The 15142-nt window shown below is 73.3% G+C and carries 16 protein-coding genes and 1 tRNA gene; 4 read left to right on the top strand and 13 right to left on the bottom strand.

The genetic code is table 11. From position 1 onward, the window contains the following. Positions 1 to 69: 69 nt before the first annotated feature. The 7 genes from pth to J2X26_RS01470 all read right to left on the bottom strand — a co-directional run bounded on the left by pth (position 70) and on the right by J2X26_RS01470 (position 5496). Positions 70 to 690 carry an aminoacyl-tRNA hydrolase gene (gene pth / locus J2X26_RS01440; protein WP_307489191.1) on the bottom strand — a complete coding sequence of 207 codons (621 nt, stop codon included), beginning with the start codon at positions 688 to 690 and terminating at the stop codon, positions 70 to 72. 181 nt (positions 691 to 871) lie between these two features. After that, positions 872 to 1495, bottom strand: coding sequence for a 50S ribosomal protein L25/general stress protein Ctc (locus tag J2X26_RS01445; RefSeq protein ID WP_307489193.1), 624 nt, complete (start codon positions 1493 to 1495; stop codon positions 872 to 874). 225 nt (positions 1496 to 1720) lie between these two features. Then, a complete protein-coding gene (locus tag J2X26_RS01450; RefSeq protein ID WP_307489195.1) occupies positions 1721 to 2368 on the bottom strand; it encodes an SIMPL domain-containing protein in 648 nt (215 codons plus the stop codon). Between the two features lie 56 nt (positions 2369 to 2424). After that, positions 2425 to 3408 (bottom strand): ribose-phosphate diphosphokinase, encoded by a 984-nt coding sequence (locus tag J2X26_RS01455; RefSeq protein ID WP_307489196.1) that lies wholly within the window; start codon positions 3406 to 3408, stop codon positions 2425 to 2427. Continuing rightward, positions 3405 to 5018: a bifunctional UDP-N-acetylglucosamine diphosphorylase/glucosamine-1-phosphate N-acetyltransferase GlmU gene (gene glmU, locus J2X26_RS01460; RefSeq protein ID WP_307489198.1), complete on the bottom strand. Its 1614-nt coding sequence runs from the start codon at positions 5016 to 5018 to the stop codon at positions 3405 to 3407. The genes J2X26_RS01455 and glmU overlap by 4 nt, the downstream gene beginning before the upstream one ends. A 64-nt stretch (positions 5019 to 5082) precedes the next feature. Beyond that, a complete protein-coding gene (locus J2X26_RS01465) occupies positions 5083 to 5358 on the bottom strand; it encodes a hypothetical protein (protein ID WP_307489199.1) in 276 nt (91 codons plus the stop codon). Positions 5359 to 5424: 66 nt separating this feature from the next. Then, a tRNA-Gln gene (locus J2X26_RS01470) sits at positions 5425 to 5496 on the bottom strand. Positions 5497 to 5611: 115 nt separating this feature from the next. Here J2X26_RS01470 and J2X26_RS01475 point away from each other — a divergent pair. The 3 genes from J2X26_RS01475 to J2X26_RS01485 are packed head-to-tail and all read left to right on the top strand — an operon-like array spanning position 5612 to position 7957. Then, complete coding sequence (locus tag J2X26_RS01475; protein ID WP_307490682.1) at positions 5612 to 6208, top strand: TetR/AcrR family transcriptional regulator; 597 nt, start codon at positions 5612 to 5614, stop codon at positions 6206 to 6208. Between the two features lie 35 nt (positions 6209 to 6243). Beyond that, complete coding sequence (locus J2X26_RS01480) at positions 6244 to 6768, top strand: MarR family winged helix-turn-helix transcriptional regulator (protein ID WP_055917434.1); 525 nt, start codon at positions 6244 to 6246, stop codon at positions 6766 to 6768. A gap of 4 nt (positions 6769 to 6772) precedes the next feature. After that, positions 6773 to 7957 carry an MFS transporter gene (locus J2X26_RS01485; RefSeq protein WP_307489200.1) on the top strand — a complete coding sequence of 395 codons (1185 nt, stop codon included), beginning with the start codon at positions 6773 to 6775 and terminating at the stop codon, positions 7955 to 7957. Here the strand turns inward: J2X26_RS01485 and J2X26_RS01490 are convergent. Beyond that, the gene (locus J2X26_RS01490) at positions 7954 to 9744 is read right to left on the bottom strand and encodes an ABC-F family ATP-binding cassette domain-containing protein (RefSeq protein WP_307489202.1); all 1791 of its coding nucleotides are present in this window, start codon (positions 9742 to 9744) and stop codon (positions 7954 to 7956) included. The genes J2X26_RS01485 and J2X26_RS01490 overlap by 4 nt on opposite strands. An 87-nt stretch (positions 9745 to 9831) precedes the next feature. On the opposite strand from J2X26_RS01490, the gene J2X26_RS01495 reads away from it, so the two are divergent. Continuing rightward, positions 9832 to 11007, top strand: a complete 1176-nt coding sequence (locus tag J2X26_RS01495; protein WP_307489204.1) for an LCP family protein — start codon at positions 9832 to 9834, stop codon at positions 11005 to 11007. A gap of 64 nt (positions 11008 to 11071) precedes the next feature. On the opposite strand, the gene J2X26_RS01500 is transcribed toward J2X26_RS01495, so the two are convergent. From J2X26_RS01500 to J2X26_RS01520, 5 genes are all read right to left on the bottom strand, one after another. Further along, positions 11072 to 11539 (bottom strand): SRPBCC domain-containing protein, encoded by a 468-nt coding sequence (locus J2X26_RS01500; protein WP_307489206.1) that lies wholly within the window; start codon positions 11537 to 11539, stop codon positions 11072 to 11074. Positions 11540 to 11541: 2 nt separating this feature from the next. Then, positions 11542 to 11871: an ArsR/SmtB family transcription factor gene (locus J2X26_RS01505; RefSeq protein ID WP_307489208.1), complete on the bottom strand. Its 330-nt coding sequence runs from the start codon at positions 11869 to 11871 to the stop codon at positions 11542 to 11544. 47 nt (positions 11872 to 11918) lie between these two features. Beyond that, the gene (locus tag J2X26_RS01510) at positions 11919 to 12857 is read right to left on the bottom strand and encodes a 4-(cytidine 5'-diphospho)-2-C-methyl-D-erythritol kinase (RefSeq protein ID WP_307489209.1); all 939 of its coding nucleotides are present in this window, start codon (positions 12855 to 12857) and stop codon (positions 11919 to 11921) included. Then, positions 12854 to 13792, bottom strand: a complete 939-nt coding sequence (gene rsmA, locus J2X26_RS01515; protein WP_307489210.1) for a 16S rRNA (adenine(1518)-N(6)/adenine(1519)-N(6))-dimethyltransferase RsmA — start codon at positions 13790 to 13792, stop codon at positions 12854 to 12856. The genes J2X26_RS01510 and rsmA overlap by 4 nt, the downstream gene beginning before the upstream one ends. A 70-nt stretch (positions 13793 to 13862) precedes the next feature. Next, complete coding sequence (locus J2X26_RS01520; RefSeq protein WP_307489211.1) at positions 13863 to 15116, bottom strand: resuscitation-promoting factor; 1254 nt, start codon at positions 15114 to 15116, stop codon at positions 13863 to 13865. Positions 15117 to 15142: the final 26 nt, after the last annotated feature.

Here is a 15142-nt window from a genome sequence, read left to right on the forward strand (position 1 = left end):
CAATGAGTGGAGATAGACCCTTTTGTCCGTTTTCACCCATACTTCACCCGCTTGGGAGGCTTTGTGCCATCAGGCCTTCGTGTGGAACTTCAGCTGCGCGGCCTCGAGTCCCTGGGTGACGACGAGCTCCACGGCGTCCGCGGCCGCGTCCACGAGCCACGGCAGATCCTTGAGCTCCGCCTTCGCGAAGTCACGCAGCACGTAGTCCGCCGGGTCCATCCGACCGGGCGGTCGCCCGACTCCCACGCGCACCCGGACGTACTCCTTGGTGCCCAGGGCCTTGGTGGTGTCCCGCAGACCGTTGTGGCCGCCCTCGCCACCACCCCGCTTCAGCCGGACGTCCGCAAACGGGATGTCGAGCTCGTCGTGCACCAGCACCGTCCGCTCCGCCGGCACGTCGTAGTACTTGGCCAGCGCCGCCACCGGACCGCCCGAGACGTTCATGTACGTCGTCGGCTTCGCCAGCACCACCCGAGGGCCCGGGACGCCCCCGGGGAGCACCCCGAGGCGCGCCTCGGCGACCGCCGCCTGCGGTCGGCGCGAGAGCAGCCCCGACGAGCGCGCCCCGAACGTCGACCCCGTCCGGCGCGCCAGCTCGTCCAGCACCATCTGGCCGACGTTGTGCCGGTTGCCCGCGTACTGCGGGCCCGGGTTGCCGAGGCCGACGACCAGCCAGGGTCCGTCGCTCATCGGGGGTCTCCTCCTGCGGGGTACGTGCGGGGACGACGACGCCCGGCACCGTCAGGAACGGTACCGGGCGTCGTGGGGGGTGGAGCTGAGGCTCAGGCCTCGGGCCTGTGGTCGGCCCGAGCCTGTGCTCCGCTCAGGGCGAGTGCCGCTCCGCGACCCTCACCCCGAGCTGCGCTCCGGCTCAGGCCTCGGCTGCAGCGGCGGACGCGGCCGACTGCGAGGCAGCCAGGTCCGCGGCGGCGGCGTCGGCCGCGACGTCCTCGGCGGAGGCGTGCGGGACCGTCACGGAGACGACCGTGATCTCGGGGTCCGTGAGCAGGACCGAGCCCTTGGGGAGCGTGATCTCGCCGGCGCTGACGGACGAGCCGCCCACGAGGCCCTCGATGGAGACCTCGACCTCGGTCGGCAGGTGCGTCGCCTCGGCCTCGAGGGACAGCGTCTGCGTCTCGACGACGTGGATGGTGCCGGGCGCGGACTCGCCGACGACCGTGACGGGGACGTCGACGGAGACCTTCTCGCCCTTGGTGACGATGAGCAGGTCGACGTGCTCGATGGTGTTCTTCACGACGTCGCGCTGGACGTCCTTCGTGATCGCCAGCGTGGTCTTGCCGTCGAGCTCGATGGCGAACAGGGCGTTGGCCTGCTTCACCGCGAGCATCGTCGCGTGGCCCGGCAGGGCGACGTGCAGCGGGTCCGAGCCGTGCCCGTAGAGGACGGCAGGGATCTGGTCGGCGCGGCGCAGACGGCGTGCGGCACCCTTGCCGAACTCCGTGCGGGTGGTGGCGGCAAGCTTGACCTCGGACACGTGTACTCCCCAGTGCTGACGTCGGCGCAGTGTCGCCGACGTGGCGGTGTGATGGCGTGGCGTGCGCGGCGGACGCCGGCGACGCGGATCTGAACAGGTGTGGTGGCCTCGACGCGGGACGCAGGACGGGCACGCGGAGGCGCTCGCCCAGTCGATCACGGAGCGCAGGTGGTCGTGGAACTTCGTCGACCGTCCTTCGTCCCTCGCCGAGGCAACCTGGAGAGCCTACCCGAGCGAACGAGCGGATCCCAACCCGTCGCCGTGATCTGCACCGTCTCCCCACGCCCAGCGCACGGTGACCTCGGCGGACACGGTCTGCTGACCGGCCTCGACCGGGACGGACATGGCCTTCGCCACACCCATCACGCGGCCCATCCGCAGCGGCGCGGCGTCGGCGCCGCCCTCGGTCACCCACTGGACCTCGCCCAGCCGGCGACCGGACAACGTGGCCCACTGCGTGGCGCGTGCGACGGCGTCCGCCCACGCGGCCTCCCGTGCTCGTGCGCGCGGCTCGGTGGGGTCGCTGATCTCCAGCCGGATGCCGTCCATCCGGGCCGGCTCGCCGCCGGCGACCACCGCGGCCCCGACGACGTCCCCCGCCACCGCGACGTCGTGCAGCGTCACCTGCAGCCCGAGCCGGGCCACGACGCGCGACGAGCCGGTCGCGGAGCCGTCGGTCCACGTGCTCGACTGCGTGGTCCGCATCGAGAGGTCGTCGACGCCGGCGTCGCGCAGGACCGCGCGCATCCGGTCGATGCACAGCCCGGCCTCGGCCAGGGCACGCTCGGCGTCCGCGCCCCGCGCCTCGGCGCCGAGGTCGGCGATCGCCGTGTCCGGCACCGCCTCCGCCTCACCGGAGCCGGTGACCGTCACGCCCCCACGGGGCCCGCGCCGACGCGCACCCTCGTCGTCGCGGCCGTCCATAGGTCTCAGGCCTGGCCGTCGAAGAGGGACGTCACCGAGCCGTCGTCGAACACCTCGCGGATGGCGCGCGCGATGAGCGGCGCGATCGAGAGCACGGTGAGCTGCGGGAAGCGACGGTCCTCGGCGATGGGCAGGGTGTCCGTGATGACGACCTCGCGGGCGCCGCAGTTCTGCAGGCGGTCCACCGCGGGGTCGGACAGGACGCCGTGCGTCGCGGCGACGATGACGTCCTTGGCGCCGGCCTCCAGCAGGACGCGCACGGCGCCGGCGATGGTGCCGGCGGTGTCGATGAGGTCGTCGACGAGCACGCAGCTGCGGCCCTCGACGTCACCGACGACGCGGTTGGCGACCGTCTTGTTGGGGCTGCGGATGTCCCGCGTCTTGTGCACGAACGCCAGCGGCCCGCCGCCCAGCTTGGCGGCCCACTGCTCGGCGACGCGGATGCGGCCGGCGTCGGGCGAGACGACCGTGACGTTCGAGGTGTCGACGCGGCTGCGCACGTACTCGGTGAGGATGGGCATGGCCCAGAGGTGGTCGACGGGTCCGTCGAAGAAGCCCTGGATCTGCGCGGCGTGCAGGTCGACGCTCATCAGACGGTCGGCGCCGGCCGTCTTGAACAGGTCGGCCATGAGGCGCGCGGAGATCGGCTCACGCCCGCGGTGCTTCTTGTCCTGGCGGGCGTACCCGTAGAACGGTGCGACGACGGTGATCGTCTTGGCGGAGGCGCGCTTGAGGGCGTCGACCATGAGCAGCTGCTCCATGATCCACGTGTTGATCGGCGACGAGTGCGACTGCAGCACGAACGTGTCGGCGCCACGGACGGACTCCCCGAATCGGGTGTAGATCTCCCCGTTGGCGAACTCGTAGGTGGTGGTCGGCAGCAGGTCGATAGCCAGATGGCTGGCGACGCTGGTCGCCAGGTCGGGGTGCGCCCGGCCCGTCAGGAGCACGAGACGCTTCTCGCCGTCCGAGGAGATGATCCCGGTCATCGTGCGGAGTCCTTCGAGGTCGAGCCGGAGGAGTCCGGCAGTGCAGGCGGCGGGGTCGGAGGTGCGTCGGCGGATGCTGCGGCGGCGCGGTCGCGCTCGGCGCGGGCCTGCGGGGAGAGCTCGTCGTCGGCGGACGGCCGGACGACGGCCTTGGCCGCTGCCGTCCCTGCCCGCGCCCGTGCGACCCAGCCCTCGATGTTGCGCTGTGCTCCCGCGCTCACGCCGAGGGCGCCCGAAGGCACGTCCCGACGGATCACGCTGCCAGCCCCGGTGTACGCACCGTCGCCGACGGTCACGGGGGCCACGAACATGTTGTCGGCGCCCGTGCGGGCGTACGAGCCGATGGTCGTGTGGTGCTTGTTGACGCCGTCGTAGTTGACGGTCACCGACGCGGCTCCGATGTTCGTGTGCTCGCCGATGGTCGCGTCGCCCACGTAGGACAGGTGCGGGATCTTCGAGCCGGTGCCGATCTGCGCGTTCTTCGTCTCGACGAACGTGCCGATCTTGCCCTTCTCGCCGAGCACCGTGCCGGGGCGCAGGTACGCGAACGGCCCCACGCTCGCGTCCGCCCCGACCACGGCGAGCGTGCCGTGCGTGCGCACGACGCTCGCCCGCGGGCCGACCTCGACGTCGGTCAGCGTGGTGTCCGGGCCGACGGTCGCGCCCTCGCGGACCACCGTCGCACCGTGCAGCTGCGTGCCGGGAAGGATGGTGACGTCCCGCTCCAGCTCCACGTCGACGTCGATCCACGTGGTCGCCGGGTCCACGACCGTGACGCCCTCGCGCATCCAGGTCTCGAGGATTCGGCGGTTCATCTCCGCCCGCAGGACCGACAGCTGGACGCGGTCGTTGACGCCCTCGACGAGCACCGGGTCGTCCGTCTGGAGCGCCCGGACGTGACCCCCGTCGGTGCGGGCGATCGCCAGCACGTCCGTCAGGTACACCTCGCCCTGCGCGTTGTCCCGGCCGAGCCTGCCGAGCGCACCGCGCAGGACACCGGCGTCGAAGACGTAGATGGAGGAGTTGATCTCCGTGATCGCGCGCTGCGCGTCGTCGGCGTCCTTCTCCTCGACGATGCCGAGCACGTCACCCGTGCCGGGCTCGCGCAGGATCCGCCCGTACCCGGTGGGCTCCGCGACCTGCGTGGTTAGCACCGTGACCGCGTTGCCGTCCGCGTGGTGCGCCGCGAGCAGCTCCTCCAGCGTGCCGGCGTCCAGCAGCGGGACGTCGCCCGCGATCACGACGACGGCTCCGGAGACCTGCGCGTGCGTCGCGGACCCGACGGCGTGGTCGTCGGCAGCGTCCGCCTGCGCGGCGGCGTCGAGCGACTTCATGGCCACCTGGACAGCGCGACCGGTGCCCGGGATCGCGTCCTGGTCCGCGAGCAGCGCCTGCGGGTCGACCTCGCGCACGTGCGCGGCGACGAGCTCGCGCTCGTGCCGGATGACGACCAGCACGCGGCCGGGGTCGAGCGCGCGTGCCGTGGACAGCGCGTGGCCGAGCATGCTGCGGCCGGCCAGGGTGTGCAGAACCTTGGGGGTTGCCGAGCGCATCCGGGTTCCTTCACCTGCGGCGAGGACGACGACGGCGGCCGGGCGGGGGAAAGTCACCTGCGGGTGCTCCTCGCGGATCTGCCCGGGTCTCGGGCGGCGGATCTCGTGCGCAGGGTGCACTCTACCCGCGCACAGAGGTCGTCTCAGCCGAGCCCGGGTCGTCGGGCGCCTCCTCCGGGGCGGGGGTGAACTGCCGCGGCGCCGGTGGGGGGACCCGCCTCTGCCGGGCGATCCACACCCCGGTCACCACGGCTCCGACGGCCGCCACGACGATCACGGCGACCCGCACGCCGACCTCGGGTGCACCCACGGCGAGGTCCACCACCTGGGACACGACGGCGAACACCAGGAGGCCCAGCAGGACGTATGCAGCACGCAGGTCGCGCGTCGTCGCCATGTCTCGCACCGTACCGCCTGGACGGCGACGGACCCATCACCCGCGACGAGTGGTTCCGACGGGCCGCTCCGCCCCCAGGATTCGAACCTGGACTGCACGGCTCCAAAGGCCGGCGTGCTGCCGTTACACCAGGGCGGACCGACGCGTGACGCGTCGAAGGCGCCAAGTCTGCCAGCCACTGCATCGCTGCCGTACACGGCCACGGCATGATGGGCGCGTGGCCAACGACAGCAAGCGCGCGACCCGCTCCCGCATGACGGGGACGCAGCGGCGCGCCCAGCTGGTCGACGTGGCCCGGCGCCTGTTCGCGGAGAAGGGCTTCGACGGCACCAGCATCGAGGAGATCGCCGCGCGCGCCGAGGTGTCCAAGCCGGTCGTGTACGAGCACTTCGGCGGCAAGGAAGGCATCTACGCCGTCGTCGTCGACCGCGAGATCCAGTCCCTGACCGGCGCGCTGAGCGGTGCGCTGGAGGTCGGGGGGCACCCGAAGATGCTCGTCGAACGGACGACGCTGGCGCTGCTCGGGTACATCGAGACCAACGAGGACGGGTTCCGGATCCTGGTGCGGGACTCCCCCGTCGCGCAGGCGACCGGCACGTTCTCCAGCCTGATCGGGGACGTCGCCACGCAGGTCGAGCACATGCTCGCGGACCAGTTCAAGAAGCAGGGCCAGGACCCGAAGATGGCGCCGATCTACGCCCAGATGCTGGTCGGCATGGTCGCGCTCACCGGGCAGTGGTGGCTCGACGCGCGCAGCCCCAGCAAGAACGTCGTCGCGGCGCACCTGGTGAACCTCGCGTGGAACGGGCTCTCGGCCCTCGAGCGCCGGCCGACGCTGACGCGCATCTGAGCGAGATCTCTCTCGACGTCGAGTAATCTCGCGTCATGGTGGCACGCACACCTCCGGATGCCCCGGGGGCCCGCGACGAGGTCGATCGGATCGTCCTCGCCTGGGAGCGCGAGCGCCCTGACCTGGACGTCCGCCCCCTGACGGTCCTCTCACGCGTCAGCCGGCTCGCCCGGCACCTCGACCTCGCCCGCCGCTCGGCGTTCGCGCGGCACGACCTCGAGACGTGGGAGTTCGACGTGCTGTCCGCCCTGCGGCGCGCAGGTGCCCCCTACCGGCTGTCGCCGGGTGCGCTCCTCACGCAGACGCTGGTCACCAGCGGCACGATGACCAACCGCATCGACCGCCTCGCGGAGCACGGGCTGGTCGAGCGGCAGCCGGCGCCCGACGACCGCCGCGGCGTGCTGGTGCAGCTGACGCCCGCGGGCCTGGACCGGGTGGACGCCGCGTTCGCGGACCTGCTCGACGTCGAGCGGGGACTGCTGGGCGACCTCGACGAGGCGGACCGCGACCGGCTGGCGGACCTGCTGCGCGAGGTGACCGCGCCGTTCGACGCGTCGTGAGGGCATGACGGCTGCTCGGTCCGCTGCGCGCGGGCTGCTTCTCGCGGCGGTGCTGCTGTACGCGCTGAACCTGCGCGCCCCGATCACGGCGCTCGCCCCGGTCGTCGACGACGTCCGGGCCGACCTCGGCCTGAGCGCCGCGGGCGTCGGCCTGCTCACCGGCATCCCGGTCCTCTGCTTCGCGCTCGCCACCCCGCTCATGGCGGTGCTGCTCGGGCGGCTCGGCACCGGACGGGTGGTCGCGGCGTCGCTGGTGACCGTCCTGGCAGGCACGCTGCTGCGGTCCGCCGACGGGTTCGGCACCGCGCTCGTCGGCACCGTCCTGATCGGGGTGGCCATCACCGCGGGCAACGTCGCCGTGCCGGTCGTGATCGGGCGGGACTTCCCCGGGCACGTGCCGCGGGTGACCGGCCTGTACACGGCCGCGCTCAACGGCGGCAGCGTCCTGACCACCACGCTGACCGCACCGCTCGCGGACGTCGTCGGCTGGCGGTGGGCGCTCGCGTCGTGGGGGCTGCTCGCCGTCGTCGCGCTCGTGGTGTGGCAGCGGGCCTACCCGTTCTCCCGTGCCGAGCCGGTCGCGCTGCCCACCAGCACGAACGCCCCGGACGTCTGGCGACGACCCGTCACCTGGTTCCTCGCCGTCGCGTTCGCCGGGCAGGCGTTCGGGTACTACGCCGTGAGCGCGTGGCTGCCGTCGGTCCTGCACGACACCCTCGGCCTGGAGCGCGCCGCGTCCGGCGGGGCCGCGGCCCTGTTCCAGCTGTTCGGCATGGTCGGTGGCATCGCGGTGCCGATCGCCCTGGGTCGGCGCGCACCGGTCGCCGCCGTCGCCGCGGCGATCGCCGTCGGCTGGGCCGTGCTCCCCCTCGGCCTGCTGCTCGCGCCCAGGTGGTGGCCGGTCTGGTGCACGTTCGCCGGTGTCGCGCAGGGCGGGAACTTCGCGGTGATCTTCACCGTCATCGCCTCCAGCGCCGGGTCGCAGGCCGCCGCGCGCCGCATGTCGGCGACGGTGCAGAGCCTCGGCTACGGCTGCGCAGCCCTCGGCCCGAGCGTCCTCGGGGCTGTGCACGCGTCCAGCGGCGGGTGGACCGCACCGCTGCTCGTCGTGCTCGGCGCGGTGCTGACCATGGGCCTCTCGACGGGCCTGGGCCTGCGGAGCATGCGCCGGGAGCCCGGGCCTTCCTAGCCCACGATCTCCGCGGCCTCGAGCCACGCGGCCTCGAGCTCGTCCTTCTCGGCGGCGAGCGCCCGCAGCTCGGCGTCCAGCGCGATCACGGCCTGGTGGTCGGTCGCCTGGTCGGACATCCGCTGGTGCAGGGTGGCTTCCTGGTCGGCGATCCGCGACAGGCGGCGCTCGATCCGGGCGATCTCCTTGCGCGCGGTGCGCAGGTCGGCGGTGGAGATGGCGGCGGCGGGGGCCACCTCAGAGGCCGGGCGGGCGTCCAGCGGGGATGCCGCGGTCGCCGTCGCGGTGCGGCGCAGGTCCAGGTACTGCTCGACGCCGCCGGGCAGCTGACGCAGCAGTCCGTCGCCCAGGAGGGCCATCTGCGTGTCGCACACCCGCTCCAGCAGGTAGCGGTCGTGCGAGACGACGATCAGGGTGCCCGGCCAGCCGTCCAGCAGGTCCTCGAGCGCGGCCAGCGTGTCCGTGTCGAGGTCGTTGGTGGGCTCGTCGAGCAGCAGCACGTTCGGCTCGCCGACGAGGAGCCGCAGCAGCTGCAGCCTGCGGCGTTCGCCACCGGACAGGTCCCGCACGGGGGTCCGCGAGCGCTCGCGGTCGAAGCCGAGGCGCTCGACCAGCTGCGCGGCCGTGAGCTCCTTGCCGCCGACGACGACCGAGCGCTTCTCGCTCTCGATCACCTCGATCACGCGCAGGCCGGCCAGCTCGTCGAGCTCCTCGACGTCCTGGGTCAGCTCCGCCACCTGCACGGTCTTGCCGCGCTTGACCCGGCCGGTCGTCGGCTGCTGCCTCCCGGACAGGAGCCGCAGCAGCGAGGTCTTGCCGGCGCCGTTCACGCCGACAAGGCCGACCCTGTCGCCGGGGCCGAGCCGCCAGGTGACGTCGTGCAGGAGGACCCGGTCGCCGTAGACCACCGATGCGTCCTCGATGTCGAGCACGTCCTTGCCCAGCCGCGCGGTCGCCATGCGGGTCAGGCTCAGCTGGTCACGCGGCGGCGGCTCGTTCTCGATGAGGGCGTTGGCCGCGTCGATGCGGAACTTCGGCTTGCTGGTGCGCGCGGGCGCTCCCCGGCGCAGCCACGCGAGCTCCTTGCGCAGCAGGTTCTGGCGCTTCTCCTCGGTGGTCGACGCGGTCCGTGCCCGCTCGGCGCGCGCCAGCACGTAGGCGGCGTACCCGCCCTCGTACTGGTCGACCGTCCCGTCGTGCACCTCCCACGTGCGCGTGCAGACCGCGTCGAGGAACCAGCGGTCGTGGGTGACGACGACGAGCGCGCCGTTGGACCCCCGGTACCGCTCGACCAGGTGCGCGGCGAGCCACGCCACGCCCTCGACGTCGAGGTGGTTGGTCGGCTCGTCTAGGACGAGGACCTCGTCGTCCTGCACGAGCAGCGCCGCCAGGGCGACCCGTCGGCGCTGGCCACCGGAGAGGGTGGCCACGTCCGCGTCGAGGGACACGTCCCCGAGCAGCCCGGCGTGCACCGACCGGATGCGGGAGTCGGTCGCCCACTCGTGCTCGTCGGCGGACCCGTGCACCACGTCGAGGACGGTGCTGCCGGCCAGCAGGTCGTCGCGCTGGTCCAGCACGGCGATCCGCACGCCACCCGCACGGGTGACGCGGCCGTCGTCGGGCTCCTGCAGGCCGGACAGCACGCGCAGCAGGGTGGACTTGCCGGCGCCGTTGGGGCCGACGACGCCGATGCGTTGGCCGTCGTCGAGCCCGAGGGAGACCTCGTCGAGGAGGGTGCGCGTACCCAGCGCGAGCGTGACGCGATCCGCGCCGAGAAGGTGTGCCATGTCCTGTGAAGGCTACCCGCAGACCTGCGCAGGTCCTCCACGCCGACCACCGGCAGCGGCACTGACCTGCGCACTAGCGTCCGAAGGATGAGCCAGCACGCGCGCGCAGTGCCACCACGACGGGCCCTTCGTGCGGTCGGCCTCGCGACCGTGGGCGTCCTCGTCTTCACCGTCGCCGCTGCGGCCGCCGTGTACCGGGAGCTCCAGTCGAACGTCGCGGAGGTCGACCTGACCGGCCTCGTGGGCGACGAGAGCGCACGACCGCAGGCGACGGAGCCGCCTCCCGGGGACGCGCGGGCGGGCTCGCCGGTGAACCTGCTGATCATCGGGTCCGACGACCGCAGCGGCGAGAACGCTGCGATCGGCGGCGAGAACGAGGGGATGGCCTCCGACACCACGATCGTCGCGCACGTGTCCGCCGACCGGTCCCGGGTCGAGCTGGTGTCGATCCCCCGGGACCTGATGGCCGACCGGCCGTCGTGCACCATGTCGGACGGGTCGACGACGCCTGCCCGGACGTCCCGGCAGTTCAACGAGGCGTTCGCGATCGGGTGGGCCGAGGGCCAGGACGTCGAGTCGGCGTCGGGGTGCACGTGGAAGACCGTCGAGGCCCTCACGGGCGTCCGGCTGGACGGGTTGGTGCTGGTCGACTTCGTAGGGCTGCGGGACATGGTCGAAGCGGTCGGCGGGGTGCCCATCTGCCTGCCGACCGCCCTGAGCGACGAGGACACCGGGCTGGACGTCCCCGCGGGCGCGCAGGTGTTCGACGGCACGACCGCCGTGCAGTTCGCCCGGGCCCGGCACGACATCGGCGACGGCTCGGACACCGGCCGGATCACGCGTCAGCACGACCTGATGGCCGCCATGACCCGCTCGGTGCTCAGCCAGGAGGTGCTCACGAGCCCCACGTCGCTGCTCCGGTTCGCGCAGGCCGCGACGAGCTCCCTGACCGCGAGCCAGGGGTTCCGCGACCTCACCGACCTGACCGGGTTCGGCCTGTCGCTGCGCAACCTGGAGGCGGAGCGGATCGTGTTCGCGTCGATGCCCACCGAGCCGGACCCCCGGGACGGCAACCGCAGGGTCGCCACCGCCGCCGCGGCCGAGCTGTGGGCCCGGATCGCGGCGGACCAGCCCGTGGGCGAGGCGCCGGCCGCACCCCCGGCCACGGACCCGACCGCTCCCCCGGCCGCGGTCGACCCCCCATGGACGCCCCCGGACGGCGTCCTCACGTCCGCGGACGACTCGTCCACCACCTGCGCGTGATCGAACCCGACAGGGGTGCCGCCATGGTCGTCATGACGGCACCCCTGTCGGGTTCGACGGTGGCTCAGCCGGCGAGGTACGTCGCGAGCACGTCGAAGATGCCCTGGAAGCCGGCCTCGCGCTGGCTGCCGTCCTCCTTGCCGTCCAGGAACACGCTCTGCTCCGTGTAGGTGAGGCGGGTGCCGCCCTCGACCGCCTCGAACACGGTCGAGTTGAGCGACGTCGACAGGTGCTCGCCGCCGACCCACATGTCGTAGGTGGCCACGATGCGCGAGCGCTCGACGATGTCCGTGTAGGTGGCGACGTAGCGGCTGGTGGGGCCGCCGTGCCACTGGCCGTCCTGCACGGCCTGCCCGCCGACGCGGAAGTCCTCGTGCTCCTCGGTCGGCGTGAACCCGGGGTCCGACCCGAACCACTGGGCGTGCTGCTCGGGGACGGCGAACGCGTCCCAGACGCGGGCGAGGTCGGCGTCGAACGTGCGCTCGACGACGAAGGTCGCGTGGGTGACCGTGGTGGAGGTCTCGGTGGGCATGGTCAGGGTCCTTTCGTGGAGGCGAGGTACGTGCCGAGCCGGTCCATCCGGCGCTCGGCGGGCAGCCGCTGCCGGCCCATCCACTCCCCTGCGCCCGTCAGGGCGTCGGTGGCGAGCTGGACCGTGCGGACGCGGCCGATCTTGTGCGAGGTGACGATGCCCGCGTCCTCGAGCACGGCGAGGTGCTGATGGACGGCCGGCAGGGACATCGCGAAGGGCTCGGCGAGCTGGCTGACCGACACCGGACCGCGCACGAGGCGTTCGACCATCGCGCGGCGGGTCGCGTCGGACAGGGCCTTGAAGACCTTGTCCAGCTCGCCATTGTTAAGCATGTTCTTAAGTATTGCTCCGCACGACGAGATGTCAAGGGGTCGAGGTGTCAGTCCGTCGAGCTGACGACGCGCGCACCGGCCACCGGGCCGGCGGCGGTCAGGACGCGGTCGGCCACACCCGACGCCGTGAACGCCGCCGCGAGCACCAGCGCGTGCTGGCGGCTCCGGCCGAGGGCGGCGACCGTCGGGCCGGATCCCGACACGACGACGCCGAGCGCCCCCGCGTCCTGCGCGACCGCGAGCGGCTCCGCCAGCCCCGGGTCGAGCTCGAGCGCCGCCATCTGCAGGTCGTTGTGCAGTGCGGCACCGAGCGCCCGCGGGTCCCCGGCACGCAGCGCCTGCATCAGCGGCACGTCGTCGTCCTGGTCGGGCACGAGCGCCGTGCCGTGCAGGTCGTCGAACGCGGCGTAGACGTCGGCGGTGGACAGCCCGCGGTCCTGCACCGCGAACGCCCAGTGGAACTCGCCGCGGCTGAGCGCGGGTGTCAGCAGATGGCCGCGGCCGGAGCCGACGGCGGTGTGGCCGGCCAGCGAGAACGGCACGTCCGACCCCAGCTCGGCGGCCAGCTCGAGCAGGTCGTCACGGCTGAGCCCGGTGCGCCACAGCGCGTCGCAGGCGACCAGCGTCGCCGCGGCGTCCGCCGAGCCGCCCGCCATGCCGCCCGCGACCGGCACCCCCTTGTGCAGGTGCAGGTGGACGCCGTCGTCGATCCCGGCCCGGTCCGCCAGCAGGGCCGCCGCGCGCAGGGCGAGGTTGGACCCGTCCGTCGGCACCAGCTCGGCCTGCGGGCCGCTCACGGTCAGCGTGCGCTGCTCCGACGGGGTGGCGACGACCTCCTCGAACACCGACACCGCCTGGAACACGGTGGACACCGCGTGGTAGCCGTCGTCCTCGCGCGGACCGACCCGTAGCGAGAGGTTGACCTTGCCGGGCGCGCGGACTCTGACCTCGTGCTCGGGCAGCGGGGCCACGGGGGTCAGCGTCACGGCTCCACAATGCCAGGTCGACCGCCTACCGGCCCGAGGTGCTCGGCGATGCGTGCGAACCCCGCGATGTCGACGCGCTCGCCCCTGGCCTGCGGGTCGACCCCGGCAGCCTCCAGGGCCGCCACCGCGAGGTCGGAGGATCCCGCCAGCGCGGACAGGGCCGAGCGGAGCATCTTGCGGCGCTGCGCGAACGCGGCGTCCACGACGGCGAACACCGCCTCCCGGGACGCGTCGGTGGCCGGGGGCTCGCGCCGGTCGAAGCGGACCAGCGCCGAGTCGACGTTGGGCGCCGGCCAGAAGACCGAGCGGCCGACCGTCGCGGTCCGGCGGGCCGACGCGTACCAGGCGGCCTTCGCGGACGGCACCCCGTACGTGCGGCTGCCGGGCGGCGCGGCCAGGCGGTCCGCCACCTCGGCCTGCACCATGACGAGCACGCGGTCGAGGCTGTCGAACCGCTCGAGGAACGTCAGCAGCACCGGGACGGACACGTTGTACGGCAGGTTGGCGACGAGGGCGACGGGCGGGGGGCCGGGCAGCGCGCGCACGTCCAGCGCGTCGGCCAGCACGATCGTCAGGCGGTCGCGTCCGGCGTCGTCGCGCAGCACCACCGGCTCGTCGTCGGCGCCCGCGACGACCGTCAGGCCCGGCACGTGCCGGGCGACCGTGGTCGGCAGCAGCCGGGCGAGCGTCGGGTCGATCTCGACGGCGACCACGTCGGCCCCCGCCTCGAGCAGCCCGAGCGTGAGCGACCCGAGACCCGGTCCGACCTCGACCACGCGGTCGCCCTCGGCGACGTCGGCCTGCCGCACGATCTTGCGCACCGTGCCGCCGTCGAGCACGAAGTTCTGCCCGAGCTGCTTGGTCGGCCGCACCCCCGCACGCTCCGCGAGCTCACGGATCTCCGCAGGCCCGAGCAGCGTGGTGGTGGTCGACATGCGCACGAGCCTAGGCGAGCACGGCAGAACCCCCGCCCCAGGACTGCGGGGGCGGGGGTTCTACGGGTGCTCAGCTGAAGAGGTACTTCCCGCAGTGCGGCCACTGGCCGGCACCGGAGCGGTTGTAGAGCATCTTGGCGCGTGCCGTCTGCTCCTCGGCCGAGGCGTCCGAGGGGAGCCCGGCGCCGCCGACGGCCTGCCACGTGCTCACCGAGAACTGGTAGAGCCCGTGGTACTTGCCCGTGGAGGACACGGCGGTCGGGTTGCCACCGGACTCGCACTTGGCCAGGGCGGCCCAGTTGAGGGAGTCGGCGTCGCCGCCGGCCGTGACCGGGGTGCCGGTCGACGCGCCTGCGGTGGTCGACGGGGTCTTCACGACGGCCGGACGCGCCTTGGTGCCGACGCTCAGCACCTCGTCCACCGGCGCCACGGTCACGACGTCGGACACGGCGACGCGGGCCGACTCGACGCCGTCGATCGTGGTGACGCGCTCGACGAGCGTGCGCGCGCCGGGGACGCCGGCGGTCAGGGTGCGCTTCTGGTCGGTGTAGCGGGCGGCGTCCTGCTGCGTGGTCGACGCGAACGGGACCTCGAGCGTGGTCGTGACGTCCTGGACCACGACGCGGTTGACGTTCACCTGCACGCGGCCGGCGGCGCCCTGCACCACGGACACGCGGTCGAGCGCGTTCAGCGTGATGCCGAGCTCGCCGAGGACCTGCGCGACGGAGGCGTCGGCGTCGGTGACCTCGAGGGTGGTGCCGTCCACGACGACGTCCGCCGGACCGTGCAGCGTGAGGTCGAGCGCGAGCTCCGGTCGGCCACCGGCGGCGGACCGGGACGCGACGAGCGCCACGGACTGGCCGCGGGCGGCGAGCGAGTCGAGCGCCTCGTCGGCGGTCAGCGCGGTCGTCCAGACGGACGTCTCCACGCCGTCGACGTTGACCGACACCTGGTGCGCGTGGCGCACGACGATCTCGGTGCCCTCGCGCAGCGAGCCGCGCTGGCTCACGACGTCCCGCTCGCCGACGACGACGCCCTGGTCGTCCAGGAGGCCGTCGACCGAGCCCGCGAACGTGCTCAGCTGCTCGACCTCACCGTTGACGTCGAGCGTCACGGTCTTCTGCGCGTGCGCGAACGCGGCCGTCCCGCCCGCGAGGACGAGGGCCGCAGCGGCTGCGGTGATGGGCAGGATGCGTGCCCGACCGGACCGGTGGCCCGTCGTGGGGGACTCGTCCTCGGGGGACGTGGCGCGGGATCGCGCGGACAGACCAGGGATCAGGGTCGAGAACTGCACGGGGCTCCAGCCGTCGAGGTGCCCGGGCACGGGGTGCGGAGCGTGTCGCCTGCGCG

Origin of the sequence: Cellulomonas humilata (assembly GCF_030814415.1) — a bacterium.
Lineage (GTDB): Bacteria > Actinomycetota > Actinomycetes > Actinomycetales > Cellulomonadaceae > Cellulomonas > Cellulomonas humilata_A.